Origin of the sequence: Microbispora rosea (assembly GCF_900156315.1) — a bacterium.
Taxonomy (GTDB): Bacteria; Actinomycetota; Actinomycetes; order Streptosporangiales; family Streptosporangiaceae; genus Microbispora; species Microbispora rosea.
Window position 1 is genome coordinate 127,161 of record NZ_FTNI01000023.1, and the last position, 17,381, is coordinate 144,541.

The window sequence follows — 17,381 nt, forward strand, 5'->3', positions numbered from 1 at the left end:
CCGGCCGGGGTCCTACTGGGCGTTCACCACGTCGCGGGCCTCCGCGAAGTGGCAGGCGCTGGGATGGTCGCTGCCCGGGCGCGCCTCGAGCGCGGGCGTCTGCTCGGCGCAGATGTCCTGCGCCTTCCAGCACCGCGTGCGGAAGTGGCAGCCCGACGGCGGGTTGGCCGGCGAGGGCGGGTCGCCCTGCAGGATGATCCGCTGACGGGTCTCCCGGCCCTCGGGATCGGGCACCGGCACGGCCGACAGCAGCGCCTGGGTGTACGGGTGCGTCGGGCCGTCGTAGATCTGCGCGTCGCTGCCCAGTTCGACGATCTTGCCGAGGTACATCACCGCGATCCGGTCGGAGATGTGGCGGACCACCGACAGGTCGTGCGCGATGAAGATGTAGGCGAGGTCGAACTCGTTCTGCAGCCGCTCCAGCAGGTTCATGACCTGGGCCTGGATCGACACGTCGAGCGCGGACACCGGCTCGTCGCAGATGATGATCTCAGGCTGGAGCGCCAGACCACGGGCGATGCCGATGCGCTGACGCTGGCCGCCGGAGAACTGGTGCGGGTAGCGGTTGATGTGGTCGGGGTTGAGGCCGACCACCTCGAGCAGCTCCTGCACGCGGCGCCGCCGGCCGCCCTTCGGCACGACGTCCGTGTGGATCTCGAACGGCTCCCCCACGATGTCGCCGACGGTCATCCGCGGGTTCAGCGAGGTGTAGGGGTCCTGCATGACCATCTGGATGTTGCGGCGCATCCGCTTGAGCTCGGAGCCCCTGGCCGTGGTGATGTCCCTGCCGTGGATGCGCACGGAGCCCGAGGTGGGCCGCTCCAGCGCCATCAGCAGCTTGGCCAGGGTGGACTTGCCGCAGCCCGACTCGCCGACGACCCCGAGCGTCTCGCCCCGGTGCAGGTCGAAGGAGACCCCGTCGACGGCCTTGATCGCGCCGATCTGCCGCTTGACGACGATGCCCTGAGTGAGCGGGAAGTGCTTGACCAGGTCGCGGACTTCGAGGATCGACTCAGCGTTCGCCTTCATCGATGACCTCCCTCCAGTAGTGGCAGGCGCTGCCGCGGGTGCCACTGATCGTGTACAGCGGGGGAACGTCGGTCACGCAGTTGTCCCGCCGGTAAGGGCACCGCGGGTGGAAGGCGCAGCCCGTCGGCATCTCCAGCAGGTTGGGCGGCAGGCCCTTGATCGCGTAGAGCTCCTGGCCCTTTTGGTCCACCCTGGGGATGGACTCCAGCAGCCCCTTCGAGTAGGGGTGGGCCGGGTCCCTGTACAGGTCGTGCACCGGGGCGTTCTCGACGATGCGTCCGCCGTACATGACCGCGATCTTGTCCGCGACGTCGGCGACGACGCCGAGGTCGTGGGTGATCAGGATCAGGCCCATGTTGCTGTCGCGCTGCAGTTCCGCGAGCAGACCCATGATCTGTGCCTGGACGGTCACGTCGAGCGCGGTGGTCGGCTCGTCCGCGATCAGGATCTCCGGGTCGAGCGCGATCGCCATGGCGATCATGATGCGCTGCCGCATGCCGCCGGAGAACTGGTGCGGGAAGTCGTTGACCCGTTCCTTGGCGGCCGGGATCCTGACCCGGTCCATCAGCTCGACGGCCATCTTCTTGGCGTCCGCCCGTGACGTGCCGCGGTGCATGCGGAACATCTCGGCGATCTGCCAGCCGACCGGGAATACCGGGTTCAGCGCGGACAGCGCGTCCTGGAAGACCATGGAGATGCCCTCCCCGCGGATCTTCCTGCGCTGGTCGTCCGGGAGCTTGAGCAGGTCGACGCCCCGGAAACGGATCTCACCACCGGTGATCTTCCCCGGGGGCATGTCGAGGATGCCCATGATGGTCTGGGCGGTGACGCTCTTGCCCGAGCCCGACTCGCCCAGCACGGCGAGCGTCTCGCCGGCGTCCACGCTGTAGGTCACGCCGTTGACGGCCTTGGCCACGCCCGCCCGGGTGCGGAACTCGACGTGGAGGTTGTCCACCTCCAGCAGGGCGCCGCCGTGGGAGCCTCTGCCCATCTGCTCGGAAAGCACTTCCGTCACTCGCTGTGCCTCCTCATCGAAGCTTCGGGTCGAGGGCGTCGCGTACGGCTTCGCCGAGCATGACGAAGGTCAGCACGCACAGGGACAGGAACGCCGCGGGGAAGAGCAACGCGTGCGCCCCGGTCCTCATGTAGGAAGCGTGGTCGGCGATCGCGATGCCCCAGGAGATGACCGGCGGACGCAGGCCGATGCCGAGCAGCGACAGCGTGGCCTCGGCGCCGATGTAGCTGCCGATCGTGATCGTGGTGTACACGAGGATCGGCGCCAGCGAGTTGGGCAGCAGATGCCGGAAGATGAGCCGCAGCGGTCCGGCTCCGAGCGCCCTCGCGGCCTGCACGTAGTCCTGGTGCTTGGCCTGGATGACGGCCGAGCGGGCGATGCGCATCAGGATCGGCCAGCCCAGCAGGGCCAGCACGATGATCACGACCGCCATGATCATCGCCTTGCCCGGGTTCGACTGGGCCGGCGTGACGGTGCCGAGGATGATGATCGCGCCCAGCACGTACGGCAGGCCGAGGAACATCTCGCCGACGCGGGAGACGACCGCGTCGATCCAGCGCCCGAAGTAGGCCGCCAGCACGCCCGTCAGGCCGCCGAGCAGGACGGTGGCGAGCGTCGCCAGCACGCCCACGATGATCGAGGTGCGGGCGCCGTACACGGAGCGGGCGAAGACGTCGCGTCCCTGCAGGTCGTAGCCGAACCAGGCGTCCGCGCTCGGCCCCTCCATGCTCTTGGCGAGCGTGGCGTACTCCGGGTCCTTGTGCGTGAACAGCGTCGGGAAGGCCGCCATCAGCAGGAACACGATCAGCATCACGAACGAGATCCAGAAGATCTTGCGTCGCTTCAGGATGTCCCACGTGTCGCGCCAGAGGCTGCGTCTGTCGCCCCGGACCGCGACCGGGCTCGCGGTCGGCTCGCCCGCACCCTTGATCAGATCTTGCGTCGCGGTCGGGTCACTCATAGCGGATCCTCGGGTCGAGCACGCCGTAGAGGAGGTCGACGAGCAGGTTGGAGACCAGGTACACGAGCACGAGCAACGTGGCCACGGGGACCACGATCGTGTAGTCCTGGCCGTTGATGGCCCGCCACAGCAGGCCGCCGATGCCGTGGATGTTGAAGATGCCCTCGGTGATGATCGCGCCGGACATCAGCGAGCCGACCTCGGTGCCGAGGAACGTCAGCACCGGGATGAGCGAGTTGCGCAGCAGGTGGATCGCGACCACCCGCCGGTTGCTCAGTCCCTTGGCCACGGCCGTCCGCACGTAGTCGGCGCGCAGGTTCTCCACGATGCTCGTACGGGTGAGCCGCGCGGTGAACGCCATGTTGAGGCTGGCGAGCACGAGCGCCGGGACGATCAGCTCGGGGACCGTCGCCGCGTCCGACACGGTCGGCTCGATGATGTGCAGCTGCACGCCGAGGATCCACTGCAGCAGGTAACCGGTGACGAAGATCGGCAGCGACAGCAGGACCAGCGTGGAGACCGTCACCACGTTGTCGACGAAGCCGCCGCGCTTGAGGCCCGACAGCACGCCGGCGCCGATACCGATGATCGCTTCGAAGGCCACGGCCATCAGCGCGAGCCTGATGGTGATCGGCCAGGCGTCGCCCAGCTGGGTCGCGACGGACACACCGTTGAAGTCTGTGCCGAAGTTGCCGGTGAGCAGATTCTTCAGGAAGTTCCAGTACTGCACCAGGATTGGCTGGTCCAGGCCGAACTGCTCGCGCATGGCCGTGATGTAGCTGTCCGGACAGGGCCGCTGGCCGCATCTGCCGGCGAACGGGTCACCCGGGAGCTGCCAGACCATGTAGTTGATGATGAAGGTCGTGCCCAGCACGACAGGCACGAGTTGCAGCAGGCGCCGGATCGCGTATCGGCCCATGCGCACCTCCGATCTGACGCTAAAGGTCGTACATGCGCCCCCCGTGGGTCAACACGGGAAGTCGCGAATGGACAGCCCACGAGGCCGGCCCCGGTTGGGGGAACCGGCCTCGGGGGTTCACCTACGAGCTGTCCCTACGCTTCCTTGATCGCGATCGACAGCGGGTCGAGCACGCCGAAGGGAGTGACCTTCACGCCGGTCACCCACTTGGAGGTGCCGGCCTGCAGGCCGTACGACCACAGCGGAATCGCGGGCATGTCCTGCTGCAGCATAGCCTCGGCCTCCTGGTAGAGGGCGTTGGCCTGCGCGGGGTCGGTGGCGGTGTCGGCCTCGTGGAGCTTCTTGTCGAGCTCCTTGTTGCTGTAGAGACCGTCGTTGGAGGAGGCGCCGGTCTTGTACAGCGGGTTCAGGAAGTTCTCGATGTGCGGGTAGTCCATCTGCCAGCCGGTGCGGAACGCGCCCTTGATCTTGTGCTGGGTGATGGTGTCACGCAGCTCGGCGAAGGTGGGCATGTCCTTGTGCACGAACTTCACGCCGGCGTCGGCGCCGAAGGCCTGGTTGATGCTGTTGACCGTGGCCTCGATCCACTCCTTGTGAGTGCCGTCCGCGTTGGACCAGATCGGGAACTCGGCCGGCGGGGTGTAACCCTCGGCCTTGGCCTTGGCGAGGTACTCCTTGGCCTTGGCGGGGTTGTAGGTGCACAGGTCGCCGCAGGCGCCGTCCTTGAAGCCCTCGACGATCGGGGAGACCCAGCCGTTGATGGGCACGCGGCCCTTGTTGAAGATCTTGTCGGTGATCGTCTTCCGGTCGATCGCGTACGACACGGCCTTGCGGAAGTCCGCGTTACCGCCGAACTCCTTGTCGTACAGCGGGAAGGTGACCGTCTGGATGACGCCCTGCTGGCCGTCGATCGCGCGGTCGCCGAGGTCGCTCTTCCACTTGTCGCCGGCGAGGGCCGACGGCGGGATCAGCTCGGTGAAGTCGAGGTTGTTGGAGACCAGGTCCGCGTACGCCGCGTTGTCGTCCTTGTACATCTTGTAGACGATCTTCTTGACCTTGGGCTTCTCCGGCCCGGGGTAGTCGGGGTTCGCCTCGACGATGATCTGCGAGTTGTGGTCCCACTGCACGAACTTGAAGGGACCGTTGGTGACCGGCTTCTGCGCGAAGCCCTTCGGGTCCTTGAAGAAGGCGTCGGGCAGCGCCGAGAAGGACGAGTAGCCGAGCTTGGTGCGGAACACGGCGACGGGCGCGCTCAGCGTGACCTTGAAGGTGAGGTCGTCGACGACCTCAAGGCCCTCCATCTTGTCGGTCTCCGGCTTCGGGGCCTCCTTCGGCCCGTCGGGGCCGTCGGGGTCGGCGGTGTTGACCTTGTCGAAGCCCACGATGTCGCCGAACCAGAAGCTGCCGAGCTGGGCGTTCGGCGAGTAGGCGGTGTAGTTCCAGGCGTCGACGTAGTTCTTCGCGGTGACCGGCGTGCCGTCGGTCCACTTCAGGCCGGGCTTGAGCTTGATCGTCCACACCTTGTTGTCGGTGGTCTCGATCGACTCCGCCTGGTCGAGCTCGGGAGCGGCCGTGTCCGAGTTGTACTTGACGAGCCGGCTGTACACGAAGTCGTTGATCGTGCCGCCGCAGGTCTCGTTGATGTTGCCGGGGACGAAGCCGGTCTGCGGCTCACAACCGCGGATGTAGACGGTCCCTGTGGCGGCCCGGGGGTTGTCCCCGCCACCGCTACTGGAGCCGCCGCCCCCGCCGCACGCGGCGACGCCGAGCGCAAGCAGCGCGGTGCCGGTGGCGATCTTCGCGCCCTTAGTCACGCGCATAGTGGATTGGTCCTCCCTCTAAGGATGGGCGTTCGCGCTGGTTAGCACCCGGTTTGCCGGGCATCGTCAAACCAGCTGACGTCCTGCCAGTCGTCCGGAGCATCCCTTACCGGACGCACCAGAGGAGTCTCCGGCACGTTGCAGTTCGGTCACACGTGCGTCAGTCGGGCGTCACACACATTCCTGCGAGCCCAACCTTAAATGCCCAGCACGGCATCAAACTCCCCTTTAGAGTACATATGACGACATACGGCCAGTCCTTTGACCGAGGCTGAGGGCGACACCCGTGCCCCGGTCTCCAGATCAGGATGTCCTGGGCTACCTTTGACCAGTCGCAGCCACGTTCGGTGCGACAGCCGTCCCACCGACCTCCATCCAATAGAGTCCATGCCATGAGCCAGCCGGAATCCGCGCTCGCGGAGGCCCAGGGTGGCGGCCGAGCCCCGGAGTCGCTGGCCGCGCTCGCCGAGCGTCACGGACTACGACGCGCCATCGCACGCCCCAGCATGCCCGCCTACCTGCGCCAACTGTGGGACCGGCGGCACTTCATCCTCACGTACGCCACCTCGCGCAACGTCTCCAAGTATTCCGAGTCGATGCTCGGCCAGCTCTGGCAGGTGCTGACTCCGCTGCTCAACGCCGCGGTGTACTGGCTGATGTTCGGCGTCATCCTCGGGCAGAGCAAGCAGATCGACAACTACCCGGCGTTCCTCATCACCGGGGTCATGGTCTTCACCTTCACCCAGCGCACGGTGATCAGCGGAGCCAAGTCCATCTCGTCGAACCTGTCCCTCATCCGGGCGCTCCACTTCCCCCGAGCCGCCCTCCCGCTGGCGTACACCATCCAGGAGCTCCAGCAGCTCGGCTACTCCATGGCCGTGCTCGTCCTCCTGGTGCTCGTCACCGGAGAGCCGGTGAGCTGGCTCTGGCTGCTGATCCCCGTCGTGCTGATCATGCAGCTCGTCTTCAACATCGGCACCGGCATGTTCATGGCCCGCCTCGGCGCATTCATGCGGGACATGAACCAGCTGCTGCCGTTCATCACGCGCACCTGGCTGTACGCCTCCGGCGTCTTCTACGCGATCGACGAACGCACGAAGGACCTGCCGGACTTCCTCCGATGGGCGCTGGAGTTCAACCCGGCCGCCGCCTACATCGAGTTCATGCGCGACCTGCTGATCTACCAGCGGTTCCCCGAACGCTGGGCGTGGGTTACCTGTCTATTCTGGGCAGTGTTCGCACTGATCGTCGGCTTCTGGTACTTCTGGCGGGCCGAGGAGAGGTACGGCCGTGGCTGAGCTGACCAAGGAGCTGTCGCAGGTGGCGCCCCAAACTTCAGAAACGCAGAACCACGAGACGCAGAACCCCAAGGCCGGAACCCCGACCGTCATCGTCGACGACCTCCACATCGTCTACAAGGTGTACGGCTCGGCCGGCGACGCGGAGAAGGGCAACGCGGCCAGCGCGCTCATGCGCATCCTGCGGCGGCAGGGCCGTCCGCAGATGAAGGAGGTCCACGCCGTCAAGGGCGTGAGCTTCGTCGCCCACCACGGCGACGCCATCGGCATCATCGGCCGCAACGGCTCGGGCAAGTCGACGCTGCTGCGCGCGATCGCCGGCCTCCTGCCCCCGCACAAGGGCGCCGTCTACACCAACGGCCAGCCATCCCTTCTCGGCGTCAACGCGGCCCTTATGAAGGAGCTGACGGGCGAGCGCAACATCATCCTCGGCTGCTACGCGATGGGCATGACGCCGAGCGAGGTCCGCGAGAAGTACGACGAGATCGTCGACTTCTCCGGCATCGGCGACTTCGTCCAGTTCCCCATGTCGACGTACTCGTCCGGCATGGGGGCCCGGCTGCGCTTCGCCATCTCCTCGGCCAAGACGCACGACGTGCTGCTCATCGACGAGGCCCTCGCGACGGGTGACCGCGATTTCAAGAAGAAGAGCCAGCAGCGCATCAAGCAGATGCGCGACGCGGCCGGCACGGTCTTCCTGGTCGCCCACAACCTCGACGTGATCGAGGAGACGTGCAACCGGGTGATCTGGTTGCACAAGGGAAAGATCAGAATGGAAGGCGACCCCCAGGAGGTCCTGGAGGCGTACAACAAGGCCTGAGAGAAACGGAGGGGTGACCGTGCCGACGCCGCCACCGATCCCGTACGACCATCTGCCCGAGGTTCCCCCGCTGACCGTCGAGAGCGACGACGTGCACGACGGCGAGCGGCTCCCCGAGGCTCACGTGTTCAACGACTGGGGCATGAGCGGGCAGAACGCCTCCCCGCATCTGCGCTGGTCCGGTGCCCCCGAGGGCACCAAGAGCTACGCCGTCACCTGCTTCGACCCCGACGCGCCCACGGGCAGCGGCTTCTGGCACTGGGTGCTCTACGACATCCCGGCCACCGTCACCGAGCTGCCGACCGGCGCGGGCAACGGCCCCGACTTCAAGGGGCTGCCGGAGGGGGCCAAGCACGCGCGCAACGACTTCAGCACCAAGGAGTACGGCGGGGCGGCGCCACCGCCCGGCTATCCGCACCGCTACCTGTTCGCCGTGCACGCCCTGGGTGTGGAGTCCCTGGGCGTGGACACCGACACGCCTCCGGCCGTGGTCGGCTTCAACATCACGGCCAACACGCTCGCGCGCGGTTATATCGCACCTGTGTACGAAACCTGATGCGGGAGGGCCGCTCGTTCCACTATGATTCGAACGGAGATTCGACATAGGGGAGGGTCGGATGAGCGACCTGGCGACGGCGATCGACAATCTGGCCGCCGAAGATCCCTCGGAGCTTCCCGTCGGGCTGATCGCGGAGCAGCTCATCGAGCTGCACTGGCAGATGGCCCGCCTGCAGGCCCAGATCGCCAGGCGCACCCACCTGCGCGCGAGTTTCGACTCGCCGGCCTCGCCCAACTGAGGGCCGGCTGAGCCCTGCCGCAAATGGCGGCGGGGGTGGCCGCGTGCGCCCTGCGGCGCGCACCCTGGCACGACACCGGACGGCCGGCGCCCCTTGGGGGCGCCGGCCGCTTTCGTCATCGACGTCTTTCCGGTGGCCCTGCCGTGCGCGCGGGACCGCAGGCAGGGCCGCCAGGTCGCCCTGACGGCGAGGGAGGCCTCAGGCGAGGGTCACTTGGTGTACCCGTTGTGCGTGGTCGGCGCGACGCCGGTCACCGCGTCCGGGGCGGACGAGACGGCGCTCGACGCGGCGGCGTCGGCCGTGGCCGACGCGGAGGCGGCGAGGTCGGCCGCGGCCCCCGCCGTCGCCGCGGCTCCCTGCGCCGGAGCGTCCGTGGTGTTCCTGACGGTGCCGGTGACCGCGTGGGTGCTGGCGTCGGCCTGGGCGGCGGCGTCCGCGGTCGTCGCCTGGGTGCTGCTCATGACGCCGTCCGCCGGAGTCTCGCACGGCACCAGCGCCAGCAGGCCGCCCGCGCTGCCGGCGGTCGCCGCGACGGCGCCCTTGAGGCTGAGCAGCGCGTTGAGCCGCGCGGTGACGTTGAGCCCGGCGTGAACGGCTGCGCCCGCGGTGGCGACGGCCGCCGCCGAGGCGTCCGCGGCGGCCGCGGCCTGGCCGGAGACGGCGACGACCGGCTTGCCGATCTGGGCGACGACGCCCGCGGCGACGTTCGCCTTGGCGACGAGAGCCGCGTTGACGTCCGCGACCGCGACCAGGGCTGCCGACAGGTGGGCCTCCAGCCGGGCGACGACGTTGGCGTCGACGGTGACGGCTGCGTCGGCCACGATGTCGGCCGCGATGTCGGCGGCCGCGCTGATCTGCGCGTTCGCGTCGGCGGACAGATTGGCGGTGACGGTGCCGGCGAGATTCGCGACCGCGACGAGGTCGGCCCTGATGTCAGCGGTCAGGCTCACCGCCACCTCGGCGGCCGCGTCGGCCTGCGCGACGACGCCGGCCGTCGCCCCGCCGACGGCCGTGGCCTGCAGATCGGCCAGAAGCCTCGCCACTGTCGTGACCCGGTGCTCCGTGCACTTCTTGGCGCACACGTCAGCCTGCGCGGGCGCGGCCAGCATGCCGGCGATGCCGATCGTGACGGCGACGACGGCTGTCCTAACCACTCGTTTCATTGACTTGCCCCCGGTTCATATTCCTTTTCACGAGAGTGGGAATGACGAACCCAAGAACCCCCGTGCGTCGGCGAGCACGCCGACAAAGACGTCGGCATTTCTATCACTGCCGATCACGGAGGAAAGCCCTGCTGACCAGGGGATGCCCGGCAAGCGCCCCGCCCGGAAAGTCGGTATATCGAGCACCGGACGACCACTTCGCGGTCACCCCAATCCCGCCTCCGGAGAAAGCGACGGTAAACACCGCGCCCAGGCCCTGCGGCAGATCTTTCCGCTCACTTTTAGCGACGCGCCGACAGAGGTCGCGCCCCGATCCGCCGGGGACCGGCCACGAAACCGCCCTATCGCGACATATCTCGATAAGAGCTACGCTGGCGAGGTGACCTCCCTCACACCGTACGCGGGCGACGATCCCGCGCAGCGCGCCTCGGACGCCGACCGCGACCGGGTGGCGGCCGTCCTGGGCGAGGCGCTGGCCACCGGCCGCCTGACGAGCGTGGAGCACGCCGACAGGCTCGACGCCGCCTACAGCGCCGTGACCGTCGGCGACCTCGCGCCCCTGACCGGGGACCTGCCCGACACGGCCCATCCCCCGGCCACGCTCTCCACCGAGAGACACCAGGTCTCCGCGGTGTTCAGCAAGATCATACGGCGCGGGCGCTGGGTTGCCGGGCGGCACACCGAACTCAGCTCGGTCTTCGGTGCCCTGATCGTGGATCTCAGCGACGCGGTCCTGCCCGGCCGTGAGGTGACGCTGGAGCTGAACTCCTTCTGCGGCAAACTCATCGTCACCGTGCCGGCCAACGCCAGGGTGGTCGACGAGGGCAGCGCGATCTTCTCGAAGCGCTCGGTGACCGGAGGGAACGGCGACGGCGACGGCCCGCTGATCCGCGTCACCGGCAACGCGCGCTTCGGCAAGATCGTGGTCTACCGCGGGACCCGTCGCTGACGGCCTACGATGCGGCCATGCAGCCCGCCGGTCGTGCGCTGCCCGTGGCCCTCGACGCCATGGGCGGCGACAACGCGCCCGGGGAAATCGTCGCGGGAGCCGTACAGGCCGTTCGCGAGCGGGGCGTGCCCGTCGTGCTCGTCGGCCATCCCCGCCTGCTCTACCAGGAGCTGGCCCGGCACGACGCGGTCACCGAGATCCCCATCGTGCGGGCCGAGGAGGCGCTGGCGATGGACGAGGGCGCGCTGGCGAGCCTGAGACGGCCCCGCTCCAGCATCGCCATCGCCTGCCATCTCGTACGGCGCGGCGACGCCTGCGCGGTCGTGTCCGCGGGCTCGACGGCGGGCGTCGTCGCCACCGGCCGGCTGCGGCTGCGGGCCCAGCAGGGAGTCGTACGCCCCGCGATCGCGGTCGGCCTGCCGACCCTGCCACAGCCGACCGTGCTGCTCGACGCGGGCGCCACGGCCGACGCCAAGCCGGAGATGCTGGTGCAGTTCGCCCACCTCGGCGTGGCGTACGCCGAGACGGCACTCGGCATGCGGCGTCCCCGCGTCGGCCTGCTCACGATCGGCGCCGAGGCCGAGAAGGGCAACAAGCTCGCAAAACGGGCCCACGAGCTGCTCGCCGCCACGCCCGGCGTCGACTTCACCGGCAACATCGAGGGCCACGACCTGCTCACCCGGAAGGTCGACGTGGTCGTCACCGACGGGTTCACCGGCAACGTGGCGCTCAAGACCGTCGAGGGCACCGTGCGGTACGCCTTCGAACAGGTCAGGGAGACGATCGCGGAGAGCCGGGTGGCCAGGCTCGGCGGGATGCTGCAGCGCGCCCGGCTGCGGGAGCTGGCCGGCCGGCTCGACCCCGAGGCGCACGGCGGGGCCGTGCTGCTCGGCCTCAACGGCACCGTGGTGATCGCACACGGCTCGTCGCGGGCACGTGGCGTGGCCGCCGCCTGCGAGCTCGCGGCCCATCTGTCGGCCCAGGGCATCATCGCCAGGATCGGCGAGCGGATCGCCTCCACCAACAAGTCGCACCGCCGCTGGTGACGCCGGATATGGAACGGCGGGCCGAAGGCGCACGCCGATAAGCTTGGTTCATGACCGACCCGCAGCTCGTGCTCACCGAGCGGGTCCAGCAGGCGCTGGGTTCCGCCTTCGGTCCGGAGCACGCCACCGAAGATCCGCTGATCAGGCCCTCTCAGTTCGCCGACTACCAGGCGAACGTCGCGCTCAGCCTGGCCAAGCGGCTCCGACGTGCCCCGCGGGAGGTCGCTCAGGCCATCGCCGACCACCTCGACACGGCCGACGTCAGCGTGGAGGTCAGCGGGCCCGGGTTCCTCAATCTGACGCTGCGCGACGGCTGGGTCGCCGAGCAGGCCGCACAGCGGCTGCTCGACGAGCGCATCGGCGTGCCGCAGCCGGCCCCGCAAACCGTGATCGTCGACTACTCGGCGCCGAACGCCGCGAAGGAGATGCACGTCGGCCACCTGCGTACCACGATCGTCGGCGACACCCTCGCGCGCACCCACGAGCACCTGGGCAACCAGGTGATCCGGCAGAACCACCTCGGCGACTGGGGCACGCAGTTCGGCATGCTCATCGAGCACCTCCTCGACATCGGCGAGGAGGAGGCGCTCGGCATGCTGGCCGCCGGCGACGGCAACGCCTTCTACCAGGCGGCGCGGCACAAGTTCGACAACGACCCCGAGTTCCAGCAGCGGTCCCGCCGCCGGGTGCCGCTGCTGCAGGGCGGCGACCCGGAGACCCTGCGCCTGTGGCGCGAGTTCATCGAGTACAGCAACCGCTACTTCCGCAAGGTGTACCGCACGCTGGGCGTCACGCTCACCGACGACGACATCGCGGGCGAGAGCATGTACAACCCCATGCTCCCCGACGTCTGCGACGAGCTGGAGCGCACGGGCGTGGCCGAGATCAGCGAGGGCGCGCTGTGCGTGTTCCCGCCCGGCTTCAAGGGCCGCGACGACCAGCCGCTGCCGCTCATCGTCCGCAAGAGCGACGGCGGGTACGGCTACGCCACGACCGACCTCGCCGCGATCCGCTACCGGGTGCGCGACCTGAAGGCCGACCGCATCCTCTACGTCGTGGGCGCCACCCAGTCGCTCCACTTCCAGATGGTCTTCGCCGCGGCGCGTACGGCCGGCTGGCTGCACGACGACGTCAAGGCGGAACACGTCCAGATCGGCAGCGTGCTCGGCAGCGACGGCAAGATGTTCAAGACCCGGAGTGGCGAGTCGATCAAGCTCACCGACCTGCTGGACGAGGCCGTCGTGCGGGCCGAGGCCGTCATCGCCGACCGCGGCTACGACCCGGAGGCGCGCCGGCAGATCGCGCGTCAGGTCGGCATGGGCGCGGTCAAGTACGCGGACCTGTCGGTCAGCCACGACAGCGAGTACGTGTTCGACTTCGACCGCATGCTCGCCCTCACCGGCAACACCGGGCCTTACCTCCAGTACGCCACCGCCCGCATCCGGTCGATCTTCCGCAACGGCGGGATCGACCCGCAGTCGGTCACCGGCCCGATCACGCTGGGCCACCCGGCCGAGCGGGCGCTCGCGCTGCAACTGCTCGGCTTCGGCTCGGTCGTCGCCGCCGTCGCGCAGCTGTCCGAGCCCCACCGGCTGTGCAACTACCTGTTCGACGTCGCCCAGACGTTCACCTCGTTCTACGAGAGCTGCCCGGTCCTCAAGGCCGAGGAGGAGTCCGTACGGCAGTCGCGTCTGGCTCTGTCGGCGCTCACCCTGCGGGTGCTGCTGCGCGGGCTCGACCTGCTCGGCATCGAAGTTCCCGAGCGGATGTGAGCGGGGTGCCGGATTCCGCTTCGGCGGACTCGGGAGAGGGCGACACCGGCGCCTCCCACACCGGAGGCGTCGGCTCCGAACCCGGGGATGGCCTCCCTGATGCGGGAGCCGGCGTCTCCGGTCTTGGAAGTCGCCTCCGCGAGGCCGGCGATGGCGTTCCCGAGGCCGGCGCCCCCGCGGGACCACGGCGGGCCGCCCGATTCAGGGCGGCCCGTCCTTTCCGTTCCCGCGGGTCAGGCGTGTCCACGGCGCGCCTCGTCCGTGACTGTCACACCAAGCGTCTAGTCTGGCGCGGTCAAGGGAGTGCCAGCCGATCCCTCGGGGAGCGTTCCGCGTGAGCATGGACCTGACCACGAGTCCGGACCCTGGAAACCTGGCCGAGGCCACGGAGCTGCACCGCTACGCCGAGGCGCTGATCGTCAGCCTGGCGGCCGACGGCACGGCGCCCGGCCTGCCGCCGGGGATCGCCGACGTGCCGGGCTACTGGCTCGGGCCCGCCGTCGAGGCCCTCGTCCTCATCCTGTCCGGCAAGGACGCCCTGGAGCCGCTGGCCCTGGCCAACGAGTTGGACGAGCGGCGCACCGCCCTGTTCCTGTGCCTGGCCCTCGCCGTCTGCGGCCACGGCGACCGCATTCACGCCTCCTGGCTCGGCACCGCCTTCGGCGACCTGTCGGAGGACAATCCGGTGACGCCCGGCCAGCGGGCGCTGTGGCTCGCCGCCGCTCGCGGGGCGTACGGGCCGGTCGGCAAGATCTTCGTGCTCCGCAAGCTCGACGCGGTGGACGTGCCGCCCACCGACGACCGGTGGCTCAAGGCCCTCGTGCCCGGCCTGCCGGAAACGTCCGTACCCGCCTCTCTGGAGCCGTTCCCCGAGCTGGCGAAGGTCGCCGAGATCGAGCGGTCGCTCCGGGCGTCGGCCACCCTGCGCCGTCTGCGCGAGCGCTGCACCGAGATCACCTCCACCCGGCAGGCCGGCGAGGTCACCAGGGTCGTACGCGGCACCGTGTGGGCCGAGGACGAGCCGCTGGCCGTGCTCCGCGCCCTGGCAGGCCAGGGCGGCCAGGAAGGCCCGCTCAGCTCGCTCACCGGGCATTTGCTGCAGGACCTGGCTTCCGACGCCGATCTTCACCTGGCCGCGCTCGCCCTGCACGTGGCGGCGCCGGCGGTCAGGGCGGCGGCGGAGTCCCTCGTCGAGGTGGTGCGCGAACCACCGCCCGACACCCTGGACGTGCCGATCCTCGGCTATCCGATCAGGCTCAGGCCCGAGGGGCCCGACCAGGAGTCGATGGCGGCCGCCGAGCAGCTGCTCGTCACCGAGTGCGTGCCGAATCGCACCCGCCCCTGGCCCGGATACGTCCTCCTGGTCCTCGCCGTCGGCGTCGTCGTCGCCGGGTTCGTGGTCTCGCTGCCGCTCGCCCTCGTCGGCCTGTTGATCGCCGCCGTGGGCGCGCATCTGCTGTGGCGGCACCGGGTCCGGGAACACTCCGACGTGCGGTACGTCCAGACACGGGCGGGCAAGCTCACCGACCTCGCCGACAAGGCCGTGTGGGCCCTGCACGAGTACGCCAGAGAGTCGGAGGAGCGCGCCTCTGACGCCGCCCGGGACCTGACTGAGGTGTCCACGCTCCTGCGCCGGGGCCCTCGGGCCGCGTAGGAACGCCGACGCCGCCCCCTGCGGTCGCCAGTGCTCACCATCGGTGCTGCCTGCGGACCCGCATGCTGGGCTGCGCGGGTGAACTGCCGGGTGGACCGCGTGGGTGGACCGCGTGGATGGGCCGGGGACGCATCGCCCCGGTGCCGTGAGCGCGTGAGACTGTCGGCACCTTCCGCCAGGGCTGCAGGGCGCTGAGGCGGACGGCGCCTTGTCCCTGGGCTCACGAACGCGTGAGGCGGTTGACACCTTGTGCCTGGGGCTACAGAACGCGCGGGGCGTCGGCGCCGGCCCTCCTGATTGCCGAGGAACCGGAGCCAGGCACAACTGTGCCCGCCGACCGAATGGGCGGCGGGCACCAGATCAGGAGTCGAGCCGGGCCAGTTCAGGCGGTGGAGACCTCCACCGTCGACGGAGTGATCAAAAAGACCTTGTCCGCGATCCGCTCGATACGTCCTTCACAGCCGTAAGCCAAGCCCGCTGCGAAGTCCACCATTCGTGTGGCCTCCGCCGTCGACATGCTCGCCACGTCCATGACCACCGTGTGGCCCTCACGGAAATGCCGACCGATCGTCAGGGCGTCGTCATACTTCCGCGGGCGGACCATGACAATACGGGCCGGGTCGGCGTTGGGGTGCCAGCGCTTGGCGGCACGCTCTGCCGCCGGCATCCAGTCGTCCTCGTACTCGTCCTCGGCGTAGGCCTCGTCGTCGAACTGCTCTGCCCCACCCAGGCCAAGGTAGCTCGCCACCTTGCGCACAGCCCCCATCGGTTTGTCCTTTTCCGGCTTGTCCTTTTCCGGGCTCGTCCCGACACGCGGGACCGTATTCGACGATTCAGCGAACCCCCGCCGACACGCCCGGCCGTTTAAGTGTTGTTGGCTGGATAATGTGGAGGCCGGGTAAGTGTGTCTTCATCGTCAATTTCGTCAGCCCTTCCAGGGTAACTCGCGAACCCGTCTACCCCATGGAACCCTTCGCAAACATTTCTCACAGTCGCCTCGAACGACGGCATACCTTCAGTAGATCACAACGGACGCCACCGATGCCGGGTTCCCCAAATACGATCTTGCTGGTCGGACCGGGTATGCCACGGCCGAGATCCACGAATCGAAGTGGCGTCAATGAAGATCGAATTACGCATGGAGACGCCTCGAATTCGTGTTTCGAAAACTTTTTCGATTGCAGCCCGGTCGCCTGATCGCCGCTCTCAGGGCGGCGGACCGCGGACAGAAGAGACCGCAATTGTGGGAGCGGCCAGGGAAAACTCTTTCCTGGCAGCGCCTCTCGGGGAACCGATATCGAGCACCATTTCGACCGGCCGCCGGTTTTCGAAGCCGCGCAGACCCCCGGCCTGCTCACCCTCCATGCAGGGAGCACAGAGGTACCTGAGAAGCGTGCCAGGCCGGTGGAGACGGAGGAGTCGGACCGTGTCTCCGGGCTCGCGACCACGTAGAGGCACCGGCCACGCCGCGGGCCGATGGACGATGCCGGCTCGCCGCGAGTGGACCGTGCAGGACGCCGCCCGACACAGTGCGTTCCGTGTGACCAGTCCAGCAGGATGAGCGACCATCGCAGCCGCTGGCGTCGCTTCGGCCGCTGGTGCCGCTGTGGTGGCCGGAGACGAGGACGGTGCGCATGAAGCGCCCGCGCGGTGTCAGGCCGGAAGCGATGTACCCACAGCCCTGATCTCTCCGGAAGCACTCGCCGATTCTCTCGCGCGTGCACTGGGCCGGTCGATGCCCCCCGCCCCTGAATTTCGGGCTCGATAACGGCACAGGCGGAGATCCTAATCGGCTGGGTTAGGACATGGCGCCTGGAGCGGGGACTGTCGCGGTCCGTAGACCGTTGGGGTCGAGTGGGCCGGAGTCGCTTCGCTCGAGGGCGGGTGGCTCCGACGCCGGGTGTGGCTCAGTTGGTAGGGGTCGAGGTTTGGCTCGGGCGGGGATTGGGTCAGGCGGCTCGAGGCCGGGGGTTGCGGTCGGGTGGGTCGGGGTCGGGCGGGTGGTTGGGGTCGTGTTGAGACGTCACTGCGCCGGCCGGAAGCTCCGGTCCTCGCGAAGCCCGCTCCGCTGGGCCTTCGCTGCGGTCCTCCCTCCCGCCCGCTCCGCTCCTCCCGCACCACCGCTCGCGCCGCCGACA

The 17,381-nt window shown here is 68.9% G+C and carries 15 protein-coding genes; 8 read left to right on the forward strand and 7 right to left on the reverse strand.

What is annotated here, in order from left to right; genetic code table 11:
- Positions 1–12: 12 nt before the first annotated feature.
- The 5 genes from BXA11_RS28625 to BXA11_RS28645 form a co-directional block, all read right to left on the reverse strand.
- Positions 13–1,029 (reverse strand): ABC transporter ATP-binding protein, encoded by a 1,017-nt coding sequence (locus tag BXA11_RS28625; protein ID WP_030509202.1) that lies wholly within the window; start codon positions 1,027–1,029, stop codon positions 13–15.
- Positions 1,013–2,044 (reverse strand): ABC transporter ATP-binding protein, encoded by a 1,032-nt coding sequence (locus BXA11_RS28630; RefSeq protein WP_275409740.1) that lies wholly within the window; start codon positions 2,042–2,044, stop codon positions 1,013–1,015. The genes BXA11_RS28625 and BXA11_RS28630 overlap by 17 nt, the downstream gene beginning before the upstream one ends.
- Positions 2,045–2,057: 13 nt before the next feature.
- A complete protein-coding gene (locus BXA11_RS28635) occupies positions 2,058–3,005 on the reverse strand; it encodes an ABC transporter permease (RefSeq protein ID WP_076439511.1) in 948 nt (315 codons plus the stop codon).
- On the reverse strand, positions 2,998–3,924 hold the full coding sequence (locus tag BXA11_RS28640; protein ID WP_076439514.1) for an ABC transporter permease: 927 nt from the start codon (positions 3,922–3,924) through the stop codon (positions 2,998–3,000). The genes BXA11_RS28635 and BXA11_RS28640 overlap by 8 nt, the downstream gene beginning before the upstream one ends.
- 134 nt (positions 3,925–4,058) lie before the next feature.
- The gene (locus tag BXA11_RS28645; RefSeq protein WP_076439516.1) at positions 4,059–5,744 is read right to left on the reverse strand and encodes a peptide ABC transporter substrate-binding protein; all 1,686 of its coding nucleotides are present in this window, start codon (positions 5,742–5,744) and stop codon (positions 4,059–4,061) included.
- Positions 5,745–6,136: 392 nt separating this feature from the next.
- Between BXA11_RS28645 and BXA11_RS28650 the strand changes: the two genes are divergently transcribed.
- The 4 genes from BXA11_RS28650 (at position 6,137) to BXA11_RS28665 (ending at position 8,659) form a co-directional block, all read left to right on the forward strand.
- Positions 6,137–7,042, forward strand: coding sequence for an ABC transporter permease (locus BXA11_RS28650; protein ID WP_076439518.1), 906 nt, complete (start codon positions 6,137–6,139; stop codon positions 7,040–7,042).
- 22 nt (positions 7,043–7,064) lie between these two features.
- A complete protein-coding gene (locus BXA11_RS28655; RefSeq protein ID WP_076439556.1) occupies positions 7,065–7,862 on the forward strand; it encodes an ABC transporter ATP-binding protein in 798 nt (265 codons plus the stop codon).
- Positions 7,863–7,881: 19 nt separating this feature from the next.
- Entirely contained in the window at positions 7,882–8,418 is a 537-nt protein-coding gene (locus tag BXA11_RS28660; RefSeq protein ID WP_143734567.1) for a YbhB/YbcL family Raf kinase inhibitor-like protein, read from the forward strand.
- A gap of 61 nt (positions 8,419–8,479) precedes the next feature.
- A complete protein-coding gene (locus BXA11_RS28665) occupies positions 8,480–8,659 on the forward strand; it encodes a hypothetical protein (protein WP_076439522.1) in 180 nt (59 codons plus the stop codon).
- Between the two features lie 209 nt (positions 8,660–8,868).
- On the opposite strand, the gene BXA11_RS28670 is transcribed toward BXA11_RS28665, so the two are convergent.
- Positions 8,869–9,813 (reverse strand): hypothetical protein, encoded by a 945-nt coding sequence (locus BXA11_RS28670; protein WP_076439524.1) that lies wholly within the window; start codon positions 9,811–9,813, stop codon positions 8,869–8,871.
- A gap of 388 nt (positions 9,814–10,201) precedes the next feature.
- Between BXA11_RS28670 and BXA11_RS28675 the strand changes: the two genes are divergently transcribed.
- The 4 genes from BXA11_RS28675 (at position 10,202) to BXA11_RS28690 (ending at position 15,243) form a co-directional block, all read left to right on the forward strand.
- The gene (locus BXA11_RS28675; RefSeq protein WP_051761921.1) at positions 10,202–10,771 is read left to right on the forward strand and encodes a DUF1707 SHOCT-like domain-containing protein; all 570 of its coding nucleotides are present in this window, start codon (positions 10,202–10,204) and stop codon (positions 10,769–10,771) included.
- 17 nt (positions 10,772–10,788) lie between these two features.
- The gene (gene plsX / locus BXA11_RS28680; protein WP_030509213.1) at positions 10,789–11,817 is read left to right on the forward strand and encodes a phosphate acyltransferase PlsX; all 1,029 of its coding nucleotides are present in this window, start codon (positions 10,789–10,791) and stop codon (positions 11,815–11,817) included.
- A gap of 50 nt (positions 11,818–11,867) precedes the next feature.
- Positions 11,868–13,589 carry an arginine--tRNA ligase gene (gene argS / locus BXA11_RS28685; RefSeq protein ID WP_076439526.1) on the forward strand — a complete coding sequence of 574 codons (1,722 nt, stop codon included), beginning with the start codon at positions 11,868–11,870 and terminating at the stop codon, positions 13,587–13,589.
- 340 nt (positions 13,590–13,929) lie between these two features.
- Complete coding sequence (locus BXA11_RS28690) at positions 13,930–15,243, forward strand: hypothetical protein (RefSeq protein WP_076439558.1); 1,314 nt, start codon at positions 13,930–13,932, stop codon at positions 15,241–15,243.
- A 382-nt stretch (positions 15,244–15,625) separates the two neighbouring features.
- Here BXA11_RS28690 and BXA11_RS28695 read toward each other — a convergent pair whose 3' ends face one another.
- Complete coding sequence (locus BXA11_RS28695) at positions 15,626–16,009, reverse strand: cell division protein SepF (protein ID WP_030509216.1); 384 nt, start codon at positions 16,007–16,009, stop codon at positions 15,626–15,628.
- Positions 16,010–17,381: the final 1,372 nt, after the last annotated feature.

Coding starts and splice junctions, on each gene's coding strand:
- BXA11_RS28625 (WP_030509202.1), bottom strand. CDS start 1,029: ATGAAGGCGAACGCTGAGTCGATCCTCGAAGTCCGCGACCTGGTCAAG.
- BXA11_RS28635 (WP_076439511.1), bottom strand. CDS start 3,005: ATGAGTGACCCGACCGCGACGCAAGATCTGATCAAGGGTGCGGGCGAG.
- BXA11_RS28640 (WP_076439514.1), bottom strand. CDS start 3,924: ATGGGCCGATACGCGATCCGGCGCCTGCTGCAACTCGTGCCTGTCGTG.
- BXA11_RS28645 (WP_076439516.1), bottom strand. CDS start 5,744: ATGCGCGTGACTAAGGGCGCGAAGATCGCCACCGGCACCGCGCTGCTT.
- BXA11_RS28650 (WP_076439518.1), top strand. CDS start 6,137: ATGAGCCAGCCGGAATCCGCGCTCGCGGAGGCCCAGGGTGGCGGCCGA.
- BXA11_RS28665 (WP_076439522.1), top strand. CDS start 8,480: ATGAGCGACCTGGCGACGGCGATCGACAATCTGGCCGCCGAAGATCCC.
- plsX (WP_030509213.1), top strand. CDS start 10,789: ATGCAGCCCGCCGGTCGTGCGCTGCCCGTGGCCCTCGACGCCATGGGC.
- argS (WP_076439526.1), top strand. CDS start 11,868: ATGACCGACCCGCAGCTCGTGCTCACCGAGCGGGTCCAGCAGGCGCTG.
- BXA11_RS28690 (WP_076439558.1), top strand. CDS start 13,930: ATGGACCTGACCACGAGTCCGGACCCTGGAAACCTGGCCGAGGCCACG.
- BXA11_RS28695 (WP_030509216.1), bottom strand. CDS start 16,009: ATGGGGGCTGTGCGCAAGGTGGCGAGCTACCTTGGCCTGGGTGGGGCA.